Consider the following 25,509-nt stretch of genomic DNA (forward strand, 5'->3'; position numbering starts at 1 on the left):
GCGACGACATGTGCGCCGCCGCGGCAGACGGCACGCTTACGCCTGCAGGAACGCGAGCAGTTCGGCGTTGATGCGATCGGCGTTCACGACGCACATTCCGTGCGAGCCACCCTCGATCACCTTCAGCACCGCGTGCTTCACGATCTTCGACGACAGCCGGGCCGAATCGTCGATCGGCACGATCTGGTCGTCGTCGCCGTGCAGCACGAGCGTCGGCACGTCGATTTTCTTCAGGTCGTCGGTGTAGTCGACTTCGGAAAATTCCTTCACGCACAGGTATTGACCGTGAATGCCGCCCATCATCCCCTGCGACCAGAAGGCGTCGATCGTGCCCTGCGACGGCTTCGCGTTCGGGCGATTGAAGCCGAAGAACGGCACGGCGAGATCCTTGTAGAACTGCGAACGGTTCTCCGCGACGTTCTTGCGGATGCCGTCGAATACGTCCATCGGCAAGCCGCCCGGATTGGTCGGCGACTTCACCATCTGCGGCGGCACCGCGCCGATCAGCACCGCCTTCGACACGCGCTTCGTGCCATGGCGGCCGATGTAGCGCGCGACTTCGCCGCCGCCGGTGGAGTGGCCGACGAGGGTGGCGTCGCGCACGTCGAGCGCGTCGAGCAGCGCGGCGAGATCGTCCGCGTACGTGTTCATGTCGTTGCCGTGCGACGGCTGGCTCGAACGGCCGTGGCCGCGGCGGTCGTGCGCGATCACGCGATAGCCGTGCTGCACGAGGAACAGCATCTGCGCATCCCAGGCGTCCGCGCACAGCGGCCAGCCGTGCGAGAACACGACCGGCCGGCCGCTGCCCCAGTCCTTGAAGTAGATCTGCGTGCCGTCCTTGGTGGTGATCGTGTTCATCGTGTGCGCTCCTGGGTGGGCTGAAGAGGTGCTGCGGGAAGGCGTGCCGGCCGCGGCCGCCATCGCGGGCAGCGCGGCTGCGGCGACGGCCGTCGCGCCGGCGAGCAGCATGTCGCGGCGGCGGGCCGACGCGACGGCATCGGTCTGTTCGGAATGCATCTGGACTCCTGAGGTATGCGGCGGCGATGCCGCACGGGATGGTGGATCGGTGGCGGCCGGCCGCGGCCATCCCGCCCGGCAGCCGTTCGGCATGCGACGCCGCGCGGCGAGGGGCGCGCGCGGACGAACGAATGCCGTCGGGAGCGTATCGCGGCGCGGGGCGCGCCGTACTGAAATCCGGCTGAATTTTCTTGAACGCCGCGGCGCCGCGAGCGGATTTTGTCGCGCTGCAGAAAAATTAAGCGCGCGACCGGGACTCTTCAGCGAACGGCGACTATCGTCAGCATCGGGTCATCGGCACACGTTGCGCACCATGCGAACGGCGCCGCCCGGCCCGCGCCGCCCGTCACCTGCCTGGATATGCCGCCATGGACGCCTTCAATCGTTGGGAGCACATGATCACGTCGCTCAGGCCGTCGCCCGCCGCGAGCCTCCGGATGATGCCGCTCGAGCGGGGGGCCGACGGCTCGCGTCGCCCGCATCGGGACGACGCGCCGACGCCCTCGAGCGGCGACGTGCGTCGCCGCTGCGCGATCGTCGCGGTCGAGCGGCAGACCGATTCGTCGATGCTGGTGTCGTGGAGCGACCCGACGCGCTGCCGCTACGACGAACAACGCTGGATCAGCGCGAAGGCGCGCGGCCGCGGGCTCGGCCGTTGCGCGCTCACCGGGCAGCCGATCCGGGCCGGCGACGCGATCTACAAACCGCAGTGGCGCGGCGAGAAACGCCCCGCGAACTGCCGCGAAATGATTCTCGCGGCGGCGCTCGAGCAATTCGTCGCCCGGCAGTCCCGCGCATGACGTGCGGCGCCGCACGCTTCGGCCGCGTCCGTGTACGCGGCTTCCCTACTCGAAAGGAACCCTCATGAGCACGTTCACCACCCGCGACGGCGTATCGATTCACTACAAGGACTGGGGCAGCGGCCGCCCGGTGGTGTTCATTCACGGCTGGCCGCTGAATGCCGACATGTGGGACGTGCAGATGCATCATCTCGCGTCGCACGGCCTGCGCTGCATCGCGTACGACCGGCGTGGCTTCGGGCGATCCGGTCAACCCTGGAGCGGATACGACTACGACACGCTGGCCGACGATCTCGCGACGCTGCTCGACGCGCTCGACCTGCACGACGTGACGCTCGTCGGCTTTTCGATGGGCGGCGGCGAGGTGGCGCGCTACATCGGCCGGCACGGTACGCGCCGCATCGCGAAGGCGGTGCTGATCGGCTCGGTGACGCCGCTCGTGGCGCGGCGCGACGATCATCCCGACGGCGTGGACGTCGCGGTATTCGACGGCATTCGCGCCGGCATCGTGGCCGATCGCGCGGCGTTTTTCGACGCCTTCTGGCCGCTGTTTACCGGATCGAACCGCGACGGCTCGACGGTTTCGCGCGCGGCGCTCGACTGGACGTCGTTCATGGCGCTGCAGGGCGGGATGAAGGGCACGCTCGATTGCGTCCGCGCGTTTTCCGAGACCGATTTCCGTGCCGACCTGCAACGGTTCGACGTGCCGACGCTCGTGATTCACGGCGACGACGACCAGACGGCGCCGCTCGCGCTGACGGGCGCCGCCACGGCGAAACGCGTCCCGCATGCGACGCTGAGCGTCTACGAAGGCGGCCCGCACGCGCTCTACCTGACGCACGCGGCCGGGCTGAACGACGAGCTGCTGGCGTTCGCGCAGGCCTGATCGCGCGATGCATGCCGGCGGCGGAACGGGCGTGCGCCCGTTGCGCGCGTCGAATCGCGCCGCGAAGGCAGGCAAATAAGCCGACGGATATTCGGCCGCCGCAATAGCGGGGCCGAAAATAAACCGGCCGGTCGAATCAAAACGAAAATGCGCCGTATTGCTCCGACCGAAAAACGATTCGCCTGATATATCGGAATCGTATTCATGGACGCATGCACGATTTGCACATGAAACGTGCGCGGCCCCGCCGTATTTCGGTGCATGCGAAAGGCTGCGCCGCGCCTCGCGGCGGGGTTTTTCGTCATTTCAAAAAATTCGAGTCGTTCATTCTGATAATTTGAATCATTCGACCATGCAAATACCGTAGCATTGATGCCGAACCGGCGCGCGATTTCGGTCGAGCGTCGTTGAATGTCACTCACAAGAAATTCCCATGATCCGGATTGGAACACTTCACGTTTTTCTCGACAGACGTGAAATTCGTTCGAACGGCAAGCTGCTGCGCATCGGCAGCCGCGCATTCGAAATTCTCGAGCTGTTGATTCGGGCGAACGGTGCGCTGGTATCGAAAGACGACATCATGCAGCGCGTATGGCCGCACACCGTGGTGGAGGAAAACAACCTGCAGGTGCACATCGCTTCGCTGCGCAAGGCGCTGGCCGGCGACCGGAACCTGATCGTGACGGTGCCCGGCCGCGGCTATCGGCTGGTCGTCGGGCAGGACGACGGCGACGCGCCCGTGCGGGCCTCGACGTGGCGGCCGTCCGCGGCGCCGAGCGCGTTGTTCGGCCGCGAACAGACGGTCGCCGACGTGCTGGCCGCCCTGCAGGGCGCGCGCGTCGTGACGCTGGTCGGCGCGGGCGGCATCGGCAAGACACGGGTCGCGATCGAAGCGGCGGCGCGCGCCGCCGAGCACTTTCCGGAAGGCACCGTATTCGTTTCGCTCGCCACCGTCGCGTGTCCGCGCTTCGTGCCGGACGCGCTCGCCGGCGCGTTCGGCATCACGCAGCCGACCGGGTCGCTGACGCTCGAGGCGGTGCTCGCCAGCGTCGCGCGTCGCCGGATGCTGCTCGTGCTCGACAATTGCGAGCACCTGCTCGACGCCGCCGCGCAGATTGCGAGCGCGCTCACCGACGCGGACGACGGGCTGTGCGTGCTCGCGACGAGCCGGGAATCGCTGCGCATCCACGGCGAGCGCGTGTGCCCGGTGCCGCCGCTCGACGTACTCGACGAAGGCGCCGACGATCGCGAGGCGATGCGCGCGAGCGCGGTGCAATTGTTCGCAGCGCGTGCACGGGCGGCCGATCCGCGGTTTCCGCTCGATGCGCGCAGCCTGTCGTTGATGGCATCGGTCTGCCGTCGCCTTGACGGCCTGCCGCTCGCGATCGAGCTGGCCGCGGCCCGTGCCGCCGTGCTCGGCATCGACGTGCTGGCCGCCCATCTCGACGATCACTTTCGGCTGCTGACCGGCGGTTTTCGCACGGCGTTGCCGCGCCATCAGACGCTGCAGGCGATGTACGACTGGAGCTATCGGTTGCTCGGCGATGCCGAGCGCCTGCTGCTGCGATGGCTCGGCGTGTTTCGCGACGGCTTCTCGATCGAGGCCGTGCGCGAGGTCGTCGGCGCCAACGGGCCGGCCGGCGCCGACCTGCTCGATACGATCGCCGGCCTCGTGTCGAAGTCGCTGCTGATCCTCGAGACCGCGCACGGCGCACCGCGCTACCGGCTGTTGACGACCACGCGAGCCTACGCGCAACAGCAGCTCGACAGTCACGGCGAGGGGCCGGCTGCCGCGCGCGCGCATGCGACCTACTTCCTCGCGTTGTTCCGGCGTGCGACCCACGGCGGCGACGAGCCGGGCGGCACGGCCCGGCTCGATGTGGTCCGGCGCGAGCTCGGCAATCTACGCGCCGCGCTCGACTGGGCGTTTTCGGCGCAGGGCGACGCGGCGCTCGGCATCGCGCTCGCGGCCGTCGCGGTGCCTTGCCTGTTCGATCTGTCGCTCGTCGACGAATGTCGCGAACGGGCGCGCGTCGCGCTCGATGCGATGCGCGACGCGGACGCGAACGCGAACGCGATGTCCGGCGATGCACGCGTGCGATTGCTGGCCGCGTATGCGGCTGCGCTCGCGCATACGGCAGGGTCGACCGAGGTCGCGCACGATGCGTGGTCGGAAGTGCACGCACTCGGACTCGACGCGGCCGAGTCCGAACTGCCGTCGCGCGAGTCGTGACGCCGGGTTCGTGCGCGTCGGTCACGTTTCAGAACGATTCAGCCCGGTTACAGGACAGCGGCAGGCGGCACGCGTAGATTGCCTGAACGGAGGGCGCCGGCACCTCGTCGGCACGCGTGCGCGCCGGCGCCGAGCGCCCATCGACCTCGCGCGACCCCACTGAACGCCGGCGCGGCGCAATGCCCGGCGTACGCGTCGCCGCGCCTCCCGCTCAACCGACGAACCGCCGCATGAAACCTGACCAATCCGACCTTTCCCGTCACGCGACCGACCTCGGCCTGCTGTTCCTGCGCGTCGCCGCCAGCGTGCTGCTGCTCGTGGTGCACGGCTTGCCGAAGGTCGTCCACTACACGGCCGAAGCCGCGGCGATCGAAGACCCGTTCCATCTTGGCCGCACGCTGTCGATCCTGTTCGCGATCTTCGCGGAGGTCGTGTGCCCGATCTTCATGATCGTCGGTCTGTACGCGAGGCTGGCGGCGCTGCCGGTGATGATCGTCACGCTCGTCGCGCTGGTGTTCGTCCACCCGGATTGGCCGCTGCGCGATGCGCAATTCGCGTGGATGCTGCTGATCCTGTTCGGCACGATCGCGATCGCGGGCGCCGGCCGCTATGTGTTGCGGCTGCCGCTGCGAGGCGTCGTGCAGCGGCGCGGCTGATCGCAGCCGGCGCATCGGCGGCCCGCACGCGATGTGCCCGACGATGCCGTCCGCGCGGCGGCCTGCGTGCCGCCGTCACCACTCTTTCGCGCGCCGCGCTTGCGTTCCGCTATGTTGAATTTCTCCGATACGGCGCTCTACGGCGCGCCGATCGTGCTGGCCGACCTCGCTGCGTGGCGGCTGCTCGGGCACGATCGCCCCGTGGCTCGCGCCATCCGTCGCTGTGCGGCGTTCGCCGCGCTGAGCGCCGTGCTGTTCGCGACCGGCGTCAGCCCGCTCGCCGTTCCCGCGTCGCTCGGCGGGCTCGACCGGATCGTGGTGCAGGCCATCTGCATCGCATGGTGGCTCCAGTGCGCGATCGTGTTCAGCCTGCTGATCAATCATCTGCTGCTGCCGCGTGCGTGGCGCAGCCAGCGGCTCTTTCACGACATCGCGGAAGGCATCGTGTTCGGTGCGGCCGCGGTGGCCGCGCTGGGCTACGTGCTCGGCCTGCCGTTGAGCGGCCTCGTCGCGACGTCCGGCGCCGTCGCGGTGATCCTCGGGCTTGCGCTCCAGAACACGCTGAACGACGTGTTCTCCGGGCTCGTGCTGAATACCACGCAACCGTTCCGGCTCGACGATACGGTCTCGATCGGCGAGCTCGAAGGGCGGATCGTCGAGAGCAACTGGCGCGCGACGAAGCTGATCGACAGTCTCGGCAATCTGGTCGTCGTGCCGAACAGCACCGCGGCGCGCGCCACCATCGTGAACATCAGCGAGCCGGCCGGCCTGCACGGCGTCACGCTCGCGCTCGACCTCGATCCTGCGGTGCGGCCGGCCGTCGCCGTCGGCGCGCTGGAGCGGGCCGCGGCGAGTTCGCTCGACGTGCTCGCACGCCCTGCGCCGATCGCCGTCGTGAAGGCTTTCCGCGCGAACGCGATCCAGTACGAACTCGTCTGTTACGTCGACGCGCTGCAGAAGAAGACGGCCGTGCGCAACGCGCTCTACGATCTCGCGCATCGGCATCTGGCCGCGGCAGGCGTCGCGTGGCGGCCGCTCGCGAGCGGTGCGGCGGCATCGACATCGACATCGTCAGGGCATCCGGTATCGCGTCGGCTGTTGCTGTTGCGTGCGGTCGAATTGTTCGCGTGCGTCGACGACGACGATCTGGCCGTGCTGGCCAATGCGCTTGTCGCGCGTTCGTTCGGCAAGGGCGACGTGATCTATGCGTCGGATTCGGAGTCGCGCGTGCTGACCATCGTCGAATCGGGCGTCGCGGCGGTGTTCGTGCCGGGCGCGTCGGGCGACGTCGAAGTCCGGCGGATGGCGCCGGGCGATGCGATCGGGCAGTCGGTCGTGCTCGCCGGCACGCGGCTTCACGCGACCGTCCGCGCGATGACGGCCATGACCGTGCGTCAGCTTCGCAGCGAGGATCTGTCGGCGCTGATCGGCAGGAAGCCGGCGCTCGGCAGGCTGATGTGCGAGTCGCTCACCGACCATATCGCGACCGAGGAACGGATGATGATTCCGCCGGTCGAGAAGGCGCACGCGGGGTTCAGCCTGATCGGCTGGCTCGAGAAGGAAATGAAGCGGCTGCACGATTCGCTCGGCTGACGCCGGGCCGGATCGCGAGCGACCGCCGGCAGCCCGGCAGCCCGGCGGCCCGTGAACGGGCGCGTCAGTCCGGCGTCGTGAAGCGCTCGACGAGATCGGGCCGGTCGAGCTGCTCGACCCACCAGTGCAGCGCGCGGCCCGCTTCGTCGCCGCGCCACGCGAGATAGCAGTGCGTGGTGTCGCGCATGCCCGTCACCTGGCGCGCGACGAGCTTGCCGTCGGCGATCGCGCGCGCCGCGATGCATTCCGGCAGCGTGCCGACCGCGAGCCCTTCGCATTGCGCTTCCAGTTTCGCGGCCAGCGTCGGGACCGCGAGGGTCGGCTGGCCCGCATCGATCGCGACCGACTGCGGCTGCAATTCGCGCGACGTATCGCTGATCACCGCGCCGCGATACTGGACGACCGACGTCATCGCCAGCGGTTCGGGCAGCGACGCGAGCGGATGGGACGGCGCGACCGCGAACACGTGTTTGAGCGAACCGATCGGCCGCGCGACGATGCCCGGCAATTCCGGCGGTTCGCCCGCCGCGCCGACGACGAGATCCGCCCGACGCGAAATCAGCGCATCCCACGCGCCGCCGAGCACTTCGGTGGACAGCCGCAGCCGCGTATCCATCCCGAGCGCGTAGAACCGGTGCACGTACGGCCAAAGCGCGTCGAACGGCAGGATTTCGTCGATGCAGACGCGGACTTCCGTTTCCCAGCCCTGTTGTGCCCGCAGCGCCTTCATTTCGAGTTGCTCGGCCGCGCGCAGCAGGCGCCGGCCTTCCTCGACGACGATGCGCCCTGCATGCGTGAGCTTCGCGCGCCGTCCGCTGCGGTCGAACAGCGCCACGCCGAGATCGCTTTCGAGTTTCTGCACCAGGTAGGTCAGCGCCGAGGGGACGCGATGCAGCAGTTCCGCTGCTTCGGCAAAGGTTCCGGTGCGGTCGATCGCGTCCAGGGCTTCGAGCGCTTCGAATGACAGCTTCATCGCGAATTCCGGTAGAGGTGGCTGGCGCATCATACCAGTGCCGGTACGGCGCGGGCTCCAGCGTGCAAGTCGGTCGCGATGTGTACGGCGTTCAAGCGTAGAAGTCGATCAGCGTGTCGAGATTGCGTTGCGCGCGCTGCTCGAGCGGCGCGAATTCCGCCGATCGAAACAGCGGGGCCTGCCCGCGCAGATGTTCGAGCGCCTGCCTGCGACCGGCTCGGAAGCTTGCCGACGGCGCATCGGGATCCTGCGCCCACTCGCGTGCAATCGCGCGGTCGTACTCGCGAAGCCGCTCGGGTGCGGCCGCGAGGATCGCGAGATCGGCGTCGAGAAAAATCCGCCCCGCGCGCTGCAATGCCGGATCGGCGGCGAACGTTTCAGGCAGCCGGTGCGACTGCGTCGCGAGGACGAGATCGGATGCAACGGACACGTGCGATGCGTGCGCATGCAACCACGACGCGGTACAGTGCGTGTTGGTGACCTGCGCGAGCCATTGCGCGCTGCGCGATTCGTTGTTCGCGTAGTCCGGCAGCGTCGTCGCGTAGACGACATCGTGGGCCCAGACCGCAAGCTCGATGGCCGGCCATAGGGGTTGCGCGCGATACGGCGCGAGGTGCGCGAACAGTTCCGCCAGATGCGCGAGCGTGTGATAGAAGCGCTGCGGCTGGCCATAGGCGCGTGCGACGAGCGGCCACACGGTCGCAGTGCCGAAGCAGGCGTCGCAGGCGGCGCGCAGCGTGCGCTCGATATCGGGGGCGATGGCATTCATGGCGGCGCTCGGCTCGGGCGGACGATGCGCGCAGCATAGCAAACGCGGCGGCGTGCAGGCACGCAACTTGCGCGCGGGCACGGACCGCACCCCTTCGGAGGCTTCCATGAAACGAATCTGGCCGCGACGATCGATGCTCGCGATAGGTGTGCTCGCAACAGTCGGGCTGCATGCAGCCGTCGCATCGGCGGCGCCCGACGTCTCGATCGGCCATGCGAATTACGGGACGACCGCGTCCGGGCAGGCGGTGAGCCAGTACACGCTCGCGAACCGGCACGGCGTGACGCTGAAAATCATCACGTACGGCGGCATCGTGACCGCACTCGAGGTGCCGGACCGCACCGGCCGCGTGGCCGACATCGTGCTCGGCTTCGATTCGCTGCACGATTACGAAGCGCGCAACGGCAACATCCATTTCGGCGCGCTGATCGGCCGGTATGCGAATCGCATCGCGGGCGGGCGTTTCACGCTCGACGGCAAAACCTGGAAGCTGCCGGTCAACGACGGGCCGAACACGCTGCACGGCGGCCCCGACAGTTTCGACGCGAAGGTATGGACGGTCGCCGGCACGCACAGCGACGCGACCGGTGCGAGCGTCACGCTGCGCTACGTGAGCCCCGACGGCGAGAACGGCTTCCCCGGCACGTTGACGACGGACGTGACCTACACGCTGACCCGCGACGATCAGGTGCGCATCGACTACCGCGCAACGACCGACCGGGACACGGTCGTCAACCTGACGAACCACAGCTACTTCAACCTGGCGGGGCAGGCCGGCGGCAGCGTCGAGCGGCAATTGATCGAGATCGCCGCATCGCGCTTCACGCCGACCGACGACACGTCGATTCCGACCGGGCAACTGGCGAGCGTCGCGGGCACGCCGATGGATCTGCGCCAGTTGACGCCGATCGGCGCGCATCTGCGCGATGCGTATCCGCAGCTCGCGCTCGCGCATGGCTACGACCAGAACTGGGTGCTGGACCAGGGCGGCCAGTCGACGCCGGCGTTTGCCGCGCGCGCTTACGACCCGGCGTCGGGGCGTTTTCTCGAGTTGTACACGACGCAGCCGGGGCTGCAGTTCTACACGGCCAACGGGTTGAACGGCAGCGTCGCGGGCAAGGGCGGAACGGTCTACCGGCAAACCGATGCATTCGCGCTGGAAGCCGAGCATTTTCCCGATTCGCCGAATCGTCCGGCCTTCCCGTCGACGGTGCTCAAGCCGGGCGAGACGCTGCACGAAGTGACGGTGTGGCGGGTGGGTGCGCGATGAGCGTGTGGGTCGCGGCCGCGTTCCGGCGCGTCAATGCGACGACACGAACACCGCATCGTCGAACGCTTCGGGAATCGCGAAGCTCGCGCGCATGCGCTGCGTCTCCTTCGCCGGCGTCAAGCCGAACAGGCGCTTGAATTCGCGGCTGAACTGCGACGGGCTCGTGTAGCCGACCGCGTAGCCGGCCGCCTCCGCCGTCAGGTCCTGGCGCACCATCAATAATCGCGCCTGATGCAGGCGCGTCGACTTCAGGTACTGCATCGGCGACACCTGCGTGATCGCCTTGAAATGGCTGTGAAAGCTCGGCACGCTCATGCCGGCCGCGTCGGCCAGTTGCGACACGTCGAGCGGCCGCGCGTAGTCGGTGTGGATCACGCGCAATGCGCGCCCGATCCGGCCGAACTGCCCGCGCATCGCCAGTGCGCTGCGCATCGCATCGCCCTGCGCGCCGGTCAGCACGCGGAAATACAGCTCGCGAAGCAGCGCCGGGCCGAGCACCGCGGCGTCGAGCGGCCGCTGCATCGCCTCGACGAAACGCAGCACGGACGCGTGCATCGCTTCATCCATCGGCGTCGACATCATGCTCTTCGGTGCCTGCACGGGTCGTGCGAGGCCGGCGCGATCGATCTGCGCGGCGAGTTCGGCGGCCAGCGTGAAATCGAGGTGCAGGTACAGCGCGAGCAGCGGGCGCTCGGGCGTGGCGTCGGTTTCCATGCTGAACGGGACGGGTACGGAGACGGCCAGGTAATGGTGCTCGTCGTACAGATAGCGCTCGCCGCCGAAGTAGCCGCGCTTCGATCCCTGGCACACGATCACGATGCCCGGGTCGTACAGCACCGGCGTGCGCGACAGCGCGCGGTTCGAGCGCAGGATGCGCACGCTCGGCAGCGCCGTCAGGTTGTAGCCTTCGTCGGGCGCGAGCGCGCGCAGCAGCGTCACCAGGCGCTTCCGGTCGCGCGGGGACAGCGCCGGAGATCGGGCGGAGATGGGCGAGGTGCTCATAGTTTTGTGCAAGAAAATCAGCGGAATCGGGCTTATTCGGCGCAGTTCGTCAGACTAGTATGCATGCTTCGATCGACATTCGGGAGAAGCTCACATGGCATCCGGCAACATCATGCTCATTACCGGCGTCAGCAGCGGTTTCGGTCGCGCGCTCGCGCGGGAGGCGCTGGCCGCCGGCCACACGGTGGTCGGTACGGTGCGCAGCGCGCAGGCGGCGCGCGATTTCGAGGCGTTGTCCGCGCAGGCGGCCGTCGCGCGCGTGCTCGACGTGACCGACTTCGACCGCATCGACGGCGTCGTCGCGGACATCGAGGCGAACGTCGGGCCCATCGACGCGCTGGTGAACAACGCGGGTTACGGGCACGAAGGGATCATGGAGGAGGCGCCGCTCGACGAGATGCGCCGGCAGTTCGACGTGAACGTGTTCGGCGCGGTCGCGATGATGAAGGCCGTCGTGCCGTTCATGCGCGCGCGCCGGCGCGGCCGCATCCTGAACATCACGTCGATGGGCGGGCACATCACGATGCCGGGCATCGCGTACTACTGCGGCAGCAAGTTCGCGCTGGAAGGCATTTCCGAAACCCTCGGCAAGGAGCTCGAGCCGTTCGGCATCGCGGTGACGGCCGTGGCGCCGGGTTCGTTCCGCACCGACTGGGCCGGCCGCTCGATGGTGCGCACGCCGCGCTCGATTGCCGACTACGATGCGCTGTTCGATCCGATCCGCCGCGCGCGCGAGGACAAAAGCGGCAAGCAGCCGGGCGACCCCGCGAAGGCCGCGCGGGCGATGCTCGCCGTGATCGCGGCGGACCGTCCGCCCGCGCATCTGCTGCTCGGCAGCGATGCGCTGCGGCTCGTGCGGAGCAAACTGTCGGCGCTGGACGACGAAATCCGCGCGTGGGAAGCCGTGACGGTGTCGACGGACGGCTGACGCGCGCGGCATCGTTCATTTCCTGCCGGTGGATGATCGGCCGTCGCTGCGCGCGATGGCGTCGAGGTTTCACAATAATGGCCGATAATGGCAACCGGCCCGCTCGCCACGTTCATCCACCTCACCGGAGCATCGCGATGCCATACGTCACCACGAAGGACAACGTCGATATTTTCTACAAGGATTGGGGTCCGAAAGATGCACAGCCCGTCATGTTCCACCACGGCTGGCCGCTGTCCAGCGACGACTGGGATGCGCAGCTGCTGTTCTTCGTCCAGAACGGCTATCGCGTGATCGCGCACGACCGGCGCGGCCATGGCCGCTCGGCGCAGGTCTGGGATGGTCACGACATGGATCATTACGCGGCGGATGCGTTCGCGGTGGTCGAAGCGCTCGACCTGCGCAATGCGGTGCATATCGGGCACTCGACGGGCGGCGGCGAAGTGGCGCGCTACGTCGCGAAGCACGGCGAGCCGGCCGGCCGCGTCGCGAAGGCGGTGCTGGTCAGCGCGGTGCCGCCGCTGATGCTCAAGACCGACTCGAACCCCGAGGGCTTGCCGCTCGACGTGTTCGACGGCTTCCGCAAAGCGCTCGCCGACAATCGCGCGCAGTTCTTCCTCGACGTGCCGAGCGGCCCGTTCTACGGGTTCAACCGCGAGGGCGCGACCGTGCACCAGGGCGTGATCCGCAACTGGTGGCGGCAGGGGATGGCAGGCAGCGCGAAGGCGCATTACGACGGCATCAAGGCGTTTTCGGAAACGGACCAGACCGACGACCTGAAGTCGATCTCCGTCCCGACGCTCGTGCTGCATGGCGAAGACGACCAGATCGTGCCGATCGCGGACTCCGCGCTGAAGTCGGTCAAGCTGCTGAAGAACGGCACGCTGAAGACCTATCCGGGCTATTCGCACGGGATGCTGACGGTCAACGCGGACGTGCTCAACGCCGATCTGCTCGCGTTCGTGCGGGCATGACGGTGTCGGCGCCAGCCCGCTGCGGCGGGCGGCGCCGCGATCGAAGGGAGGCGATCCGGCCGCGTGGGAAAGGGCGGATCGCCCGCCGGGTGCTTCACCCCAAATCGACGAAGCGCACGCCCGGATGCGCGAGGCGCGGCAGCCGGCTGCTCGGCAGCACGATCGCGAGCGCCGCGTAGCGCATCGTCGATCGGCGTGACGCTTCGTTTGCGTCGCGCTGGCGCCCGCTAGCCATTGCGCAGGAACACGACGTAGCCGCGGAACCACGGATTCGACGCGAGATACGGCGGCGCGTCCCACTCGCCGCCCTGGATCACGCCGATGCGAAACGGCAGTTGCAGCCGCGCGACGCGCGGCAGATAGGCTGCATAGTCGGGAATCGTGCTGCGGCCCTGGTAGGTCTGCACGACCACTTCGTCGACGATCCCCTTGAGCTGGTTGACCTGGTCGGTATCGATGCGGCTGCTCCAGTCGAGCAGCCCCGTGATGCTCAGCCGGCAATCGGCGGGCAAGGTCTCGCGCAGCGTGCGCAGGAACGCGAGGTAATCCTGCAGGTGGCGCGTACCGGCATCGAAGTCGATCTGGATGCCGGCGATCGTGCGGCCCGACGCACGCCAGCGTGCGAGCTGCGCGAGCATGATCTGCGTGACGCGCGGTGTCCAGCGCAGCGTATGCGCGCGATAGACGAGCCACACGCGTGCGTCGGGCGCGGGCGGCAGCGCGACGCCCTGCGCGATCACGCGCACCTGCGACTCGTCCCGCGGCGACGCCTCGATCTGACCTTGAAGCACGTAGACGGCGCGCGCGCCGCGCACGACCGTCTGCGGCTTCACGCCCGCCCACAGCCAGAACGCGTCGTACCGTGCGGCGTCGACGGTGCCGGCCAGCGCACCGCGCGCGGCCAGCAGCAGCGCGATGCACGCGATGCGTTTCATGTGGCGCTTACCAGTAGTAGCGAAGCTTCCGCGCCCACGGGCTGCCCGCATAGGCGGTCTTCAGCGTGTCGAACCAGCGCTTGCGCGTACTCTTCGACACTTCCTTGCCGCCGCACTCGTTGGAGCCGCTCGGCTCGTAGCACTTGATCGCGCGATAGAACGCGTACGCGCGGTCGTTCGGGTCCGCCTGCGTATCCGCCATCACCGTCACGTAGCTCGACATCCGCTCGTACGGCTTGCCCGCGAACTGCGACGGCGCGTCGCCGAGCGTCGGCGGCACGCGCGTGGCGGCCGTGCTCGACGCATTGCGGACCCACGACGGCACCGGATCGATTTCGAGGCCGGGCACCGGCGGATGAAGCCGCACGAAATCGGCCAGGCAGTTCAGCCCTTTCGGATCGGCGGGATTCTGCTGCAGCGTCGCGGCGATGTCGCGCGCCGAGGGGCACGTGTAGCCGTCTGCGTTTTTCGCACCGGCCGCGACGAACGGCTTCAACGGATCGGCGGACGTGCCGGACACCAGCGCCGTGTCGGCGATGAAATCCGCGTAGTGCGAACGCGTGAGCTCCTTGTACAGCAGCGTGTACAGCGCGGTGTCGCGCAGCGCGCTGCCGGTCGCGCGATTCCGCGCCTGCGCGCGCAGCAGGTCGGCATTGGCCGCGCGCTGCAGCAGCACCGCGCGGATCGCGGCGTTCTGCACGGGCGAATCGTCGGCGAACGCGTCGTTGACGAGCCCGGCCTGCTCCAGGTTGATCGCGAGCGCGAGTTCCAGCATTTCGCGCTGGAAGCGGAATGTCGCGAGCGGGATCAGGTCGCGCCACAACTGGCGGGCCTTGTCGTTCTGGCCGCTATCCTCCAGCGCGAACCCGCGCAGCGCCTGCTGGCTCAGACCGAAGTAGTCGAGCGGCGCGGCGGGCGTTTGCGGCAGCAGGTTAAGGGCGGCATCCGGCTTGTGCCCGATCTGCACGTACCACGTTGCGAGCAGGTAGTCGTACAGCGCGGGCGCGTTCGCGAAGCGCGGCTTCTGCGCTTGCAGCTCGTCGAGCGTCATCGGCTTACGGCTTGGATCGCTGCTGTCCGACGCACGCATGCGCAGCAGGTCGACGGTAGCGAGCACGGTCGGCGACTGGATCTGGCTCGCGTCGAATGCCGAGCCGAACAGCAGCTTGCTGTCGAATTCGTTCGCCAACTGCATCAGCGGCACGTTCGACGTCGCCGGCGACCAGCGCGCGAGCGCATGGCCGTACAGGTCGGCCTGCTGCGTGACGTTGCCGTCGAGCCACGCGACACGCCGCAACAGCCCGCTCGCGGACACCGCGTAGCGCCCCTTCGGATACACCTTCAGGTAGGTCCGGAACACCGTGTTCGCCGCGTCGAGCGACACCTTCGACACGCGCGCGCGCGTCGGCGTCGGGCTGTCGTTGTCGAATACGTTGGCTTGCGCCGCGTTCAACTGCGCGCGCCCGGCCATGTAGAGGCCGGTTTCCTTCAGCCACGGGTCCGCGCTGTGCGACGCGTTCGCGAAGGCGCGGGTCGCGGTGAGGAAGTCGGCGCGGTAGAACGCGTTTGTGCCGTCGAGGTACGCGGCGAACTGCTGGCCGAGCGGCGACTTGACCGGCGGCTTCGTCCACGCGGCGCTCGCGCCGCCCGCGGCACAGGTCTTCTGCGCGATGTCGGCGCGTGCCGCGCGCAGGCGCGCAGCTTCGTCGGCGGGCAGGCCGCCGGCGCCGGCCAGTGCGTCGTTGAACGCTTCCGCGCCCGCGCTCATGCTGCGGCAGATGCTGCCTTCGCCGTCCGCGTACCGGTTCGACGACGCACCTGCATCTGCTGCGCCGCCGGTCTGGTCGGGCTCCTTCTGGCCGATATAGATCCATCCGGAGAAATCCATCGGGAACGGCACGACGATCCGGTCGACCCGCTCTTTCGCCGGGATGGTCTTTGGGTCCGGGAACACCTGCGCGACCTTGCCGCTGTCGACCATCATCAGCATCGCGTTGATGCGCGTGTCGTTGGCGGGCGTCAGCATCGGCACGTTGCCGCATGAGTATGAAGTTTGCCGGAGCGTGTTCGGCACGTAGCAGCCATCGTCTCCACTGGCATGGGCGGCCGGCATCCAGAGCAGGCCGGCCGCCAGCGCGGCGAACAGGTTTCGGTGCAGCATCGGGTTTCTTCGCATTTTTCTTGTGTCGGGTAGGGGCCGCGACGGCCGGTTCTCTCAGGGGGCGCGGTCGGCCCCGGCGCGTATCGTACCTGACGAGGCGTGATGGCTCACGCGATGAATGCTGCCGTTCGAGGTGCTCGCCAACTGGGCCGGCCGTGCGTGAGCGTCGCGCGGCGACCGCGCTCGCGCATCACGCGCACACGCTGGTGGCGATGCCTCCGTCGTCCATCTCGTCGAGCGCGGCCCGCAAGTCGTCGATGGCCACCATCAGTTCGCGGACCTGCCGCAACGACGGATATTGATGCAGCACGGCTTGCCACTGCGGCAGGGTCAGCAGCGCGTGCCAGATGACGCCGAGGCCGTCCGGATCGGCATCCGGTTGCCGCGCGAGCGCGCTCGCGTATTCGAGGCTGGCCTGTGCCGACAGCAACTGCATCCGGCTCGCGGCGCCCAGCAGGCGCAGTGTCGCGTCCGCGGACGCGTCGCAGCAATACAGCACCTCGCGTGGCAGCGCCGTTTCGTCGGTCGTCAACGCGTGCAGCGATGCGCCATGCACGCGCACCGTGCCCTGGTGCGTCTCGAATGCATAGACCGTGTCGGGCGCTGCCTGCGCGAGCAGGTTCAGGCCGCGCAGCAGCCGCGGCAGGTCGGTGGTCGCGGCATCCGCGGATGCCTTCGCTTCGACGAGAAAGCGCACGTTCCACGCGAGCGCCGGGTCGCCGCCGCGCGCGCGTTCGAGCAGGATCGCGTCCCATTCGGTTTTCGCGCGGTCGTGCCGGCCCGGGATCGACGACGGCACGCGCATCGACGTGACCACGCGGTAGGTGCGCTGCTCGTCCACCGCGTCGAGCCTGCGCGCCAGCGCGTCGAGCGCCAGCGCGGCCAGCGCTTCGACGGCCGCGCCGCGCTGCTGGGACGCCGCGCCTTGCGCGACGGCGGCCGTGCTGCCGACGAGCGGGCCTTGACGGACCCACAGCGCGCGGTAGCGACGCACGTCTTCGTCCGCGGCCAGCGCATCGAGTCGCAGCGTGCGTTCGAGCGCGGGGCTGTCCTTGAGTTTGACGATGTCCTGCTCGAATGCCGCGTCGGTCGCCATCTCGGGCAGCGCGAGCAATTGCGCGAGTGCGGCACGCAGCTCGACCCACGCCGCCGAGGTCGCGGCCGCATGCAGGCGCGCGAGGCCGTCGCGTTGCCAGGCCTGCGCGCTGCGCTCGAGCTTGGCCGGGTGCGCGATCGCATTGACGGCCGCGTGGAGCGCGCGCCGGTCCTGCTCGGCGTGCGCGGACAACGACGCGTATTCGCGTACGTTCGGCGCATCGTGGCGCAGCACCGATGCCTGAAACGACGGATCGCCGGATGACGGATCCATCGCATCGCGGATCATCCGCGCGAGCGCATCGATGAAGCGCTGCCGCAGGTCCGCGCCGGGCGCGTGGCCGTCCGCCTGCATCCTGCGCGCTTCCTCGATCACGACCGCCAGCGCGGTGGCCGGGTTCGTCGCGTCGGTCAGCGACGACGCGCGGTCGAGCGGCGGCAGCCGATAACGGCGCGCGACGGTGCGCAGGGTGGCATCGAGCAGGGCGGGCAGCGGTGTCAGCGACATGGCGGATCGGGCGTGAAAGCGACGTGACCCGTCACGCGGTCAACGTCACCGACAGGCTGCCGAGCTCGCCGAAGCGGACCGTCAGCGCATCGCCGAGCGGCACCTCGATCGCACCCGCGTACGAGCCGGTCGTCACGATCTGGCCGGCGCGCACCGCATCGCCGCGCGACGCGAGGAAGTTGACGAGCCACACCAGCGGCTTCAGCGGATCGCCGTCCGGATGGAGGCCGTCGATCGTCCGGTTCAGCGCGCCTTCGAACGACAGCGCCAGCGTCGCGAGCGGCGCGTTCAAGCCGTCGGGCACGGCCGGGCCGACGCACAGTCCCTGGTTGAATTGCCCGTCGGCCAGCAGCTCGAACTTCGACGCGCGCATCGGCTCCGCATAGCGGCAGCCGAGTATCTCGAGCACGACGCGCACTTCCCGGATCGCCGCCCGCACGTCGCCTTCGGCGTACGGTTGCTCGCGCGCGGGCAGGTCGCGGTCGAGCACGAACGCGATTTCCGGTTCGATCCGCACGATCGGCCCGCCGACGACGCGGTACGGTGCATCGGCTTCGCGGATCGTCGAGGCGAAGATCGGCGCGAGGATCACGCGATCGGGCGGCGGCAGCGCACATTTCCATCCGCCGACGGGTTCGCCGAGCAGAACGGCCACGCGCTGCTGGATCGCGAGCGCGGTGTCGATGTCGTCGGGGCGCAGTGCATCGGGCAACAGCGGGCCGGGCGCGCCGGCATGGCGGGCGGCGACGAGATGCTGGGCGGCGCCGTCCACGCGTTCGGTAGTCGTTGTCATGTCGGTTGAGCGAGTCGAAAGTGGGGCCGGAAAAAAGGGCCGGACGAAAGTCGCACATCCGATGATAGCGCCTTCGGCGCGATGGCCGCTCGATAGCGTGCGGCGCACGCATGGCCGGCCCGGTTCGCGGCCTGGCCGGCAACGCAAGCTTCTCCCTTCCCGTCGCGCCGTTTCGCCGCATGCGCGGTCGCCGCCGGACTTGATCGCCGTCAATATTCGAACCCGCCGTCGGCCGATGATGGAGACATGGCCGGGCGCGACGGCGCGCGCGGCAACTCACCCCAGCGAGGTTCGCATGTACGAGAAGATCATGGTGGCCGTCGACGGCAGCGCTTCGTCGAAGCGGGCGCTGGCCGAGGCCGTGAAGGTGGCGCTGGCGGGCGATACGCACGTCAGCGTCGTGTACGTGGTCGACAAGTCGGCGCTGTTCACGTATGCCGGCCGTCTCGATCCGCACGCGCTCGTCGAGGAAATTCGCGACGACGGGCGCAAGGTGCTGCGCGAAGCCGAACGGATCGTCGCGCTGGCCGGCGCGAAAGGCGAAGCCGAACTCGTCGAGACCGAGAGCATCGGCGAGGACGTCGCGGAACGCCTGCAACGTTACGTGAAGGAGCGCGGGATCGATCTCGCGGTGGTCGGCACGCACGGGCGGCGCGGCATCCGGCGCGTGCTGCTCGGCAGCGTCGCCGAGCGTTTCATGCGCGGCTCGAAGTGCCCGGTGCTGTTGATTCGTGGCGACGACGCCGACGAGCCGGCGGCCGCGGCCGCGGCATGACGCGGCGCGCACGATGATACGCCGCCAGTACCGGATCGTCGTCGCGGCGATCGCCGTGTTCGTGTCGCTCGCCGGCATGATGGCCGTCGTGACGGGCCTGCTGTTCGATGCGACGACGGCGCTGCGCGGCGGCGCCGTTGCGTTGATCGTCGGCGTGGCCGGCTTCGTCGTGATGCTGAACCCGGGGCCGAAAGACGAGGCGTGACCCGCATGGAGGAGGGGGGCGCACGTCCGGCCTCGGTTTTGCGACGACCGGCGACAGCCGTTGCTCCGCCCCGGGTTCGCCCGATTCGAGGGCTTCACCGCGCTGTCGCCGTGGATTACGCAGTACCTGAAGAGCGAATACGGGATGTCGCTTGTGATGGCGTCCGCGTCCGCGGCCGGCCTCTCGCTGCCGGGCTCCGTGTGGCGCACACCCGTCGTCACGGGCTGACGTTTTTCGACCGATCCGATGTGCTGGCGCGCTGCCCGCAGGGTTCGCGGCCGCGCACGCGCATCTTCCCGTTCGGGAGGGGGCGGGCGGCGTATCCGGCCGCGCGCGCTTCTGTCAAACTGGCGCCCATGAAACCGCGCCTCGCCTCACCGCTTTCCCCCGATTCCGCGCCTGCGCCCGCAGGTTTTCCCGACGCCGACGAACTGGCCGCACTGCGCGCGTGGTACGCGGGCATGACCGTGCGCCAGGCCGTCGAGCGCTACCTGCCCGACCGGCTCGGCGACGGACGGTCGGCGCGCGGCGTGATCGGCGCCATTCGCCGGCGCCTCGTGCGCGTCGCGCGGCAGGTTGGCCGCCCCGATCTCGCGGAACGGCTCGGCCATCCGGACGGTGAGCGTTTGCGGGAGGCGAAGGCGGCAACCGACGCGATCGGCCTGCTGCGTCATGCGCGCGCGCCGGTCCCGCAGATCGGCGACGACGTCGGCCTGTGGTTGCCGGCGCGCGCGGTCGCGGCGTTGCGTGCGCACGGGATCGCGACGCTCGCCGACCTGACCGTGCGGATTCCGCGCCGGCGTCAGTGGTGGCGTGCGATCGCGGGGCTCGGCATGGCCAGCGCGCGGCGCATCGAGGCGTTCTTCGCCGCGCATCCGGAGCTGACCGAACGCGCGCGTGCGCTGATCGCCGCGACGCCGCGCGGCAGCATCGTGCCGTGGGAGCAATTGAAGCTGCCGCACGAAGTCGACGGCTCGGCCGGCACGTTCCGCGCGCCGCGCGCGAGCAGCACGCTCGATGCGGACAACGATTACGCGGCCGTGCATGCGTGGCTATCGCTGCACGAATCGGCCGCGACGCGGCGTGCATACCGGAAGGAGGCCGAGCGGCTGATCCTGTGGGCGATCGTCGAGCGCGGCCGCGCGCTGTCGTCGCTGACGACCGAGGATGCGCTCGCGTATCGCGCGTTCATCCGGCGGCCGACGCCGCACGAACGCTGGGTCGGGCCCGTACGGCCGCGCGGCGCGCCCGACTGGCGACCGTTCTCGGGCGCGTTGTCCGCGCGGTCCGCGGCGTACACGCTGTCGGTGCTCGGCGCGCTGTTCCGCTGGCTGATCGAGCAGCGCTACCTGCTCGCGAATCCGTTCGCCGGCGTGAAGGTGCGCGACACGCGCGGCGCGACCGCACTCGATACGTCGCACGCGTTTACCGAAGGCGAGTGGCTGCTGGTTCGCACGATCGCCGACGGGCTCGAATTCCGCAAGCGCACGGGCGACGCTGCGCCGCAGTCGGGCTGGACGCCGGCCGCCGCGCAACGGCTGCGCTTCATTCTCGATTTCGGCTATGCGACCGGGCTGCGCGCGAGCGAACTGGTCGGCGCGACGCTCGGCGACATCGGGACGGACGCGCACGGCGACGCGTGGCTGAAGGTGATCGGCAAGGGCCGCAAGGCCGCCCGCGTCGCGCTGCCGCCGCTGGCGCGCACGGCGCTCGATCGCTATCTGGTCGCGCGCCGGTTGCCGGTCACGCCGGCGCGCTGGCGGCCCGATACGCCGCTGATTCCGAGCCTCGCGGAAGACGACGCGGCCGCGATCACGAGCGTGCGGCTGTGGAAGGTGATGCAGCGTTTCTTCGTGCAGACGGCCGATAGCATCGAGGCCGACCACCCGGCGCTCGCGCACAAGCTGCGCCAGGCGAGCCCGCACTGGATGCGGCATACGCATGCGACGCACGCGCTGGCGCGCGGCGCGGAGCTGACGACGGTGCGCGACAACCTGCGGCATGCGTCGATCTCGACGACGTCGATCTATCTGCATGGTGACGACGTGAAGCGGGCGCGGCAGATGTCGAGTGCGTTCGGCGTGGACAAGTAGGCGAGTCGGAAGCTGCCGGCCGGCACCGCGCACACGACGGCAGCGGTCGATGCCTGGGCGCGTTTCGCGTCTGCGAATGGATGACGCACCGCAGCGTATCGGCAGATAAGGTGGAACGGCCCGGCGCGCACGACGGTCATAAACTTTTTCATCGGGAGCGGCGGATGGCATCGAGCCAGCGCACGGTCGATTTCATCGTCGAGCAGATCGCGGCGGCCGGTACGGTATCGGCGCGCAAGATGTTCGGCGAATACGGCATCTATTGCGACGGCAGGATGGTCGCGCTCGTCTGCGACGACCGGCTGTTCGTCAAGCCGACGCCCGAAGGCCGCGCGTATCTCGGCGCGTGCGACGAAGCCCCGCCGTATCCGGCCGCGAAGCCGCATCTCGTCATCGCCGGCGATCGCTGGGACGATCGCGAATGGCTGTCGACGCTGATCCGGATCACCGCCGCGCAATTGCCGCTGCCGGTGAAGCGCGGCCGATGACGATCGAGTCGGATGCCGCGCCGCGCAGCCGGCAGGCGTATTCTGTGACACATGCGCGCGACCATCGTGCGCCAGGGAGTACCAACATGGAGACATCCGGACCGTCGCGCGGCACGCGGCTGGCGCGCCGCGCCTGGCGCGCGCTCGTCGTGACCCTGTGCGTAGGCTGGAGCGCGCTGTCGTTCGGCGCGGAGGGCGCGAACGGCGCGGCCGCGCTGCTCGACCGCTACCGCAGCCTCGGCCCGCAACTGAAGGACAATGCGTTTCACCGGCCCCTGGTGCTCGAATCGTCGGAAGCGTCGTCGTCGCTGAAGGGCGACATCTATGCGGTCGTCGATTATCCGTTCGCGGTGGTGAACGGCCAGCTCAACGATCCCGCGCGAGGCCCCGAGAACTGGTGCGCGGTGCTGATCCTGCACCTGAACACGAAGTACTGTCACGCATCGAGCGGCGCCAACGGCGCGGTGCTCGACGTGAACCTCGGCCGCAAGATCGAGCAAAAGCTGTCGGACACCTATCGCGTGCAGTTCCGCTACCGCGTGGCGGCCGCGACGCCCGATTATTTCCAGGTCGACCTGACCGCCGACAGCGGCCCGATGGGCACGAAGGATTACCGGATCGCGCTCGAGGCCGTGCCGGTCGGCGCGTCGCGCACGTTTCTGCACCTCACGTATTCGTATGGCTTCGGCACGGTCGGCCGGATGGCGATGAAGACCTATCTCGCGACCGTCGGCAGCGACAAGGTCGGGTTCACGACCGTCGGCGCCGCGTCGGCCGCGCAGCCGCGGTACGTCGGCGGCGTGCGCGGGCTGCTGGAGCGCAACACGATGCGCTACTACCTCGCGATCGACACGTATCTCGCGACGCTCGACAAGCCGCTCGATGCGCGCCTCGCGCGCTGGTTCGACGCGACCGAGCAGTACCCGCAGCAACTGCACGAAGTGGAGCGCGGCGCGTATCTGCAGATGAAAGCGCAGGAGGTGCAGCGGCAGCAGACGGCGAAGTAGACGCCGCCCGCCGCTCAATCGAGCAACCCCGCGACGACGTCGACGATCCGCTGCAGCAGCGCTTCGTCGTAAGGCAGCCAAGGCACCGCGCGCAGTGGCGACGGCGGCGGGGCGGTCGTCGCATCGACGGGTTCGCCGTCGCGCGTCACGCGGCCCGTCGCGCAATGCACCGACCATGCGCCGACGCGCACATGACGTTCGTCGATCGTCATTCTCCCTTGCGCGAGCGCATCGGCGAACACGAGCGACAGCACGTGCTTGCGATGCCGCGCCATCACGCCCAGCGGTAGATCCGACAATCGGTTCAGGCGGTCCCGGCGTTCCGTCTCGATATCGCGCTGGCGGACCGGGTCCGTCGTGCGTGCGGCGACTGCCGCATGCGTCGCGTCGTCGTCGAGCGCGAACGCGGACACGCTCACGAGCAGGTCGACCGCACGCGCCACTTCGGAGAACACCACACGATCGATTTCGCCGATCGACACCGGCAGCCAGCGTGCGCCGTGTCGGCGTTCGAAGTGCAGCCGGCGCGACGTACCGTGGCTTTCCGAGCCGGGATAAAGCCGCGCATCGACGACGAAGGTCGCGCGCACGTCGCCGAATTCGCGGACGAGCGCGTCGTCGTACGCGCGGATCGACCAGCCTTCGCGGCGCGCGACGCCGAGCAGCGGCCGGCTCGACAGCACGTGGCCTTCGAACATTGCGGAATCGCTGGCCGATGCGTCGCCATCGCTCGCCACGTAGTACTCGCGGAACGCCTGCCTGACCGGTTGTCGCAGCGAACGGCCGACGAACGTACGCTGCCACGCGAGCCGCTCGTCCGCGTCGGCCAGCAACGGGTGCCATAGCCGGATCTCGCAGTCGTCGGCGATCTCGCACGCCTGGCCGGCCGCATCGCGCAGCACGACCTTGCCTTTGGCGATATCGGGGATGAACGATTGCGTCGAACCGTCGCCGTTGTTTTGTGCCAGCCAGATCATCCGCGCCGAGAACGCGGCGCCGGCCGGCGCGTCGACGAGCCGCTCGCGCCATTCGGCGTGGCCGAGCGTCATCGGCTGCCAGAAGCCGGCCTCCATGCACGCGGCGAGCATCGCCGATTGTTTCTTCTCGGGCTTCGCGTCGAGCGTCATCCGCAGCGCGGTGCGCGGCCGCTCGCCCAGTGCGCGTTCGGCCGGCTTCAGGTTGCGCGCGAGTTTCTTCTGCACGCCCGCGTGACGGACGACGGCCAGCGCGTCGCGCAGCGCGCGCACGCTCTCGGGTGTCGGGATCGTCTCGATCGCATGGCCAAGCGCGATGGCGAGCGATTGCGACGGCGCGGTTTTCGCGGCCGTCGGCGCGACGCATACGCCCGTCAGCAGCGGCCCGATCAGCGGCCGCAACCATGCCTCGTCGCGATAGGCGGCCACGCGCGCGGCGCGTGACAGAACTTGCGCGTCCTCGGTCGTGAACGCGCGATCGGCTTCGTAAGGCACGGTGCCGGCATGCAGCGCGGCGACCTGTCGCGCGGCTTCGGTCAGCGCGTCGCGCGCGAACGCGACGTACGCGGCCTCTTCCGCGAGCGTCACGGCTGGATCGCTGAGGTCGAGCCACAGCCGCTTCGGCGCGAAATAGCCGTCGTTCGTCGCAGCCAGTGCGAGCAGCGCGGCCGGGCCGAGTTCGGGCAACACGTCGAGTTCGCGCACGCGAAACGGCGAATCGGCCAGCGCCTGCGCATAGGCTTCGTGCCGTGCCGAGAAGTCGCGGCGGCCGGCGAACCGGTCGAGCGCATACGCGGCATAGGCGGATGCCGCGCGCAATCGACCTTCTTCCGGTTCGCCGGCGATCCGCGCGAGTTCGGCCTGCAGCGCCGCCGACGGCAGCGCGTCGAGACTCGGCAGATCCTCCAGCGCGCGTTTCCATCCGCCGGCCGGAATGGCGCGGAACAGTTCGAGCGCCGCGTCGGCGTCGATGAGCGGCACGAGGCCGAGCGCGTCGATCTGCCGACGCAGCCAGCACGCGAATACAGCACGCGGATCGTCGAACGCTTGGTCGCGCACGAGGAGCTCGTGCTCGACGCGCCGGAAAGCCGGCCACACGGCGCCGAGCGCAGGCGCGTCGAGCGTCGACAGGTCGATCGGCTCGTCGACGGAGCCCGAGGGGGCGGCCGGGTCGGTCAGGCGCGCGACCAGCAGTGCAACGAGGGCGTGGTCAGTCATGCACGCGCTCCCGGCCGGCTGCGGCGTTCCGGCACGATTTCTTCCATACCGGTCGCGCGACGCGTATCGCGCCGCCGAAGCGGGCTACGTGTTCGATCGTGTACTGCATGGTCTCGCTCTCGCCGTGAAAAACCCTGGGGGCGCACAGTATTGCAC

Annotated in this window: 23 protein-coding genes and 1 pseudogene; 14 read left to right on the forward strand and 10 right to left on the reverse strand. The window is 69.1% G+C overall.

The genetic code is table 11. The features are described from left to right. Window positions 1-36 precede the first annotated feature (36 nt). On the reverse strand, window positions 37-1,017 hold the full coding sequence (locus WT24_RS16755) for an alpha/beta fold hydrolase (RefSeq protein WP_034209344.1): 981 nt from the start codon (window positions 1,015-1,017) through the stop codon (window positions 37-39). A 368-nt stretch (window positions 1,018-1,385) separates the two neighbouring features. On the opposite strand from WT24_RS16755, the gene WT24_RS16760 reads away from it, so the two are divergent. Both WT24_RS16760 and WT24_RS16765 read left to right on the forward strand, forming a co-directional pair. Beyond that, a complete protein-coding gene (locus WT24_RS16760) occupies window positions 1,386-1,817 on the forward strand; it encodes a DUF3331 domain-containing protein (RefSeq protein WP_060034990.1) in 432 nt (143 codons plus the stop codon). 64 nt (window positions 1,818-1,881) lie between these two features. After that, window positions 1,882-2,703, forward strand: a complete 822-nt coding sequence (locus tag WT24_RS16765; RefSeq protein ID WP_060034993.1) for an alpha/beta fold hydrolase — start codon at window positions 1,882-1,884, stop codon at window positions 2,701-2,703. Here WT24_RS16765 and WT24_RS34435 read toward each other — a convergent pair. Continuing rightward, window positions 2,646-3,125: a hypothetical protein gene (locus WT24_RS34435; protein ID WP_156441824.1), complete on the reverse strand. Its 480-nt coding sequence runs from the start codon at window positions 3,123-3,125 to the stop codon at window positions 2,646-2,648. The genes WT24_RS16765 and WT24_RS34435 overlap by 58 nt on opposite strands. Window positions 3,126-3,136: 11 nt before the next feature. Here WT24_RS34435 and WT24_RS16770 point away from each other — a divergent pair, with 11 nt between their 5' ends. The 3 genes from WT24_RS16770 (at window position 3,137) to WT24_RS16780 (ending at window position 7,185) form a co-directional block, all read left to right on the forward strand. After that, on the forward strand, window positions 3,137-4,936 hold the full coding sequence (locus WT24_RS16770) for a winged helix-turn-helix domain-containing protein (RefSeq protein ID WP_060034996.1): 1,800 nt from the start codon (window positions 3,137-3,139) through the stop codon (window positions 4,934-4,936). A 230-nt stretch (window positions 4,937-5,166) separates the two neighbouring features. Further along, on the forward strand, window positions 5,167-5,592 hold the full coding sequence (locus WT24_RS16775) for a DoxX family protein (protein ID WP_059503048.1): 426 nt from the start codon (window positions 5,167-5,169) through the stop codon (window positions 5,590-5,592). 111 nt (window positions 5,593-5,703) lie between these two features. After that, window positions 5,704-7,185 (forward strand): mechanosensitive ion channel family protein, encoded by a 1,482-nt coding sequence (locus tag WT24_RS16780; RefSeq protein WP_060034999.1) that lies wholly within the window; start codon window positions 5,704-5,706, stop codon window positions 7,183-7,185. Window positions 7,186-7,249: 64 nt separating this feature from the next. On the opposite strand, the gene WT24_RS16785 is transcribed toward WT24_RS16780, so the two are convergent. Next, window positions 7,250-8,158 (reverse strand): LysR family transcriptional regulator, encoded by a 909-nt coding sequence (locus WT24_RS16785; RefSeq protein WP_059502990.1) that lies wholly within the window; start codon window positions 8,156-8,158, stop codon window positions 7,250-7,252. A 91-nt stretch (window positions 8,159-8,249) separates the two neighbouring features. After that, window positions 8,250-8,927, reverse strand: a complete 678-nt coding sequence (locus WT24_RS16790) for a hypothetical protein (protein WP_060035002.1) — start codon at window positions 8,925-8,927, stop codon at window positions 8,250-8,252. Window positions 8,928-9,033: 106 nt separating this feature from the next. Between WT24_RS16790 and WT24_RS16795 the strand changes: the two genes are divergently transcribed. Beyond that, entirely contained in the window at window positions 9,034-10,197 is a 1,164-nt protein-coding gene (locus tag WT24_RS16795; protein WP_060035083.1) for an aldose epimerase family protein, read from the forward strand. Window positions 10,198-10,227: 30 nt separating this feature from the next. On the opposite strand, the gene WT24_RS16800 is transcribed toward WT24_RS16795, so the two are convergent. Further along, window positions 10,228-11,199 (reverse strand): AraC family transcriptional regulator, encoded by a 972-nt coding sequence (locus WT24_RS16800; protein ID WP_060035006.1) that lies wholly within the window; start codon window positions 11,197-11,199, stop codon window positions 10,228-10,230. A 94-nt stretch (window positions 11,200-11,293) separates the two neighbouring features. Here WT24_RS16800 and WT24_RS16805 point away from each other — a divergent pair, with 94 nt between their 5' ends. Both WT24_RS16805 and WT24_RS16810 read left to right on the forward strand, forming a co-directional pair. Beyond that, window positions 11,294-12,127, forward strand: a complete 834-nt coding sequence (locus WT24_RS16805; RefSeq protein WP_060035009.1) for an oxidoreductase — start codon at window positions 11,294-11,296, stop codon at window positions 12,125-12,127. Between the two features lie 137 nt (window positions 12,128-12,264). Continuing rightward, complete coding sequence (locus tag WT24_RS16810; RefSeq protein ID WP_059502980.1) at window positions 12,265-13,101, forward strand: alpha/beta fold hydrolase; 837 nt, start codon at window positions 12,265-12,267, stop codon at window positions 13,099-13,101. A gap of 227 nt (window positions 13,102-13,328) precedes the next feature. Here the strand turns inward: WT24_RS16810 and WT24_RS16815 are convergent, their stop codons facing one another. The 4 genes from WT24_RS16815 to WT24_RS16830 all read right to left on the reverse strand — a co-directional run bounded on the left by WT24_RS16815 (window position 13,329) and on the right by WT24_RS16830 (window position 18,593). Continuing rightward, window positions 13,329-14,036: a DUF3142 domain-containing protein gene (locus WT24_RS16815; protein WP_060035012.1), complete on the reverse strand. Its 708-nt coding sequence runs from the start codon at window positions 14,034-14,036 to the stop codon at window positions 13,329-13,331. Between the two features lie 7 nt (window positions 14,037-14,043). After that, entirely contained in the window at window positions 14,044-16,212 is a 2,169-nt protein-coding gene (locus WT24_RS16820; protein ID WP_060035013.1) for a hypothetical protein, read from the reverse strand. A gap of 175 nt (window positions 16,213-16,387) precedes the next feature. Next, on the reverse strand, window positions 16,388-17,800 hold the full coding sequence (locus WT24_RS16825; RefSeq protein ID WP_060035016.1) for a hypothetical protein: 1,413 nt from the start codon (window positions 17,798-17,800) through the stop codon (window positions 16,388-16,390). Between the two features lie 31 nt (window positions 17,801-17,831). Further along, a complete protein-coding gene (locus WT24_RS16830; protein ID WP_060035019.1) occupies window positions 17,832-18,593 on the reverse strand; it encodes a 2-keto-4-pentenoate hydratase in 762 nt (253 codons plus the stop codon). A 295-nt stretch (window positions 18,594-18,888) separates the two neighbouring features. Here WT24_RS16830 and WT24_RS16835 point away from each other — a divergent pair, with 295 nt between their 5' ends. From WT24_RS16835 to WT24_RS16855, 6 genes and pseudogenes are all read left to right on the forward strand, one after another. Next, window positions 18,889-19,368: a universal stress protein gene (locus WT24_RS16835; RefSeq protein ID WP_060035022.1), complete on the forward strand. Its 480-nt coding sequence runs from the start codon at window positions 18,889-18,891 to the stop codon at window positions 19,366-19,368. 13 nt (window positions 19,369-19,381) lie between these two features. Beyond that, entirely contained in the window at window positions 19,382-19,573 is a 192-nt protein-coding gene (locus WT24_RS16840) for a DUF2964 family protein (RefSeq protein WP_059503043.1), read from the forward strand. Between the two features lie 84 nt (window positions 19,574-19,657). Further along, window positions 19,658-19,780: pseudogene (locus WT24_RS34440) on the forward strand (MFS transporter); the annotation flags it as partial. A 149-nt stretch (window positions 19,781-19,929) separates the two neighbouring features. Beyond that, a complete protein-coding gene (locus WT24_RS16845; RefSeq protein WP_060035024.1) occupies window positions 19,930-21,666 on the forward strand; it encodes a site-specific integrase in 1,737 nt (578 codons plus the stop codon). A gap of 164 nt (window positions 21,667-21,830) precedes the next feature. Next, window positions 21,831-22,154, forward strand: a complete 324-nt coding sequence (locus WT24_RS16850) for a TfoX/Sxy family protein (protein WP_059502966.1) — start codon at window positions 21,831-21,833, stop codon at window positions 22,152-22,154. 86 nt (window positions 22,155-22,240) lie between these two features. After that, window positions 22,241-23,161 (forward strand): hypothetical protein, encoded by a 921-nt coding sequence (locus WT24_RS16855; RefSeq protein WP_059503041.1) that lies wholly within the window; start codon window positions 22,241-22,243, stop codon window positions 23,159-23,161. Between the two features lie 14 nt (window positions 23,162-23,175). Here the strand turns inward: WT24_RS16855 and WT24_RS16860 are convergent, their stop codons facing one another. Continuing rightward, on the reverse strand, window positions 23,176-25,353 hold the full coding sequence (locus WT24_RS16860; RefSeq protein WP_060035027.1) for a DUF4132 domain-containing protein: 2,178 nt from the start codon (window positions 25,351-25,353) through the stop codon (window positions 23,176-23,178). Window positions 25,354-25,509 lie beyond the last annotated feature (156 nt).

Source organism: Burkholderia sp. MSMB1078WGS (genome assembly GCF_001528895.1).
Classification (GTDB): Bacteria; Pseudomonadota; Gammaproteobacteria; order Burkholderiales; family Burkholderiaceae; genus Burkholderia.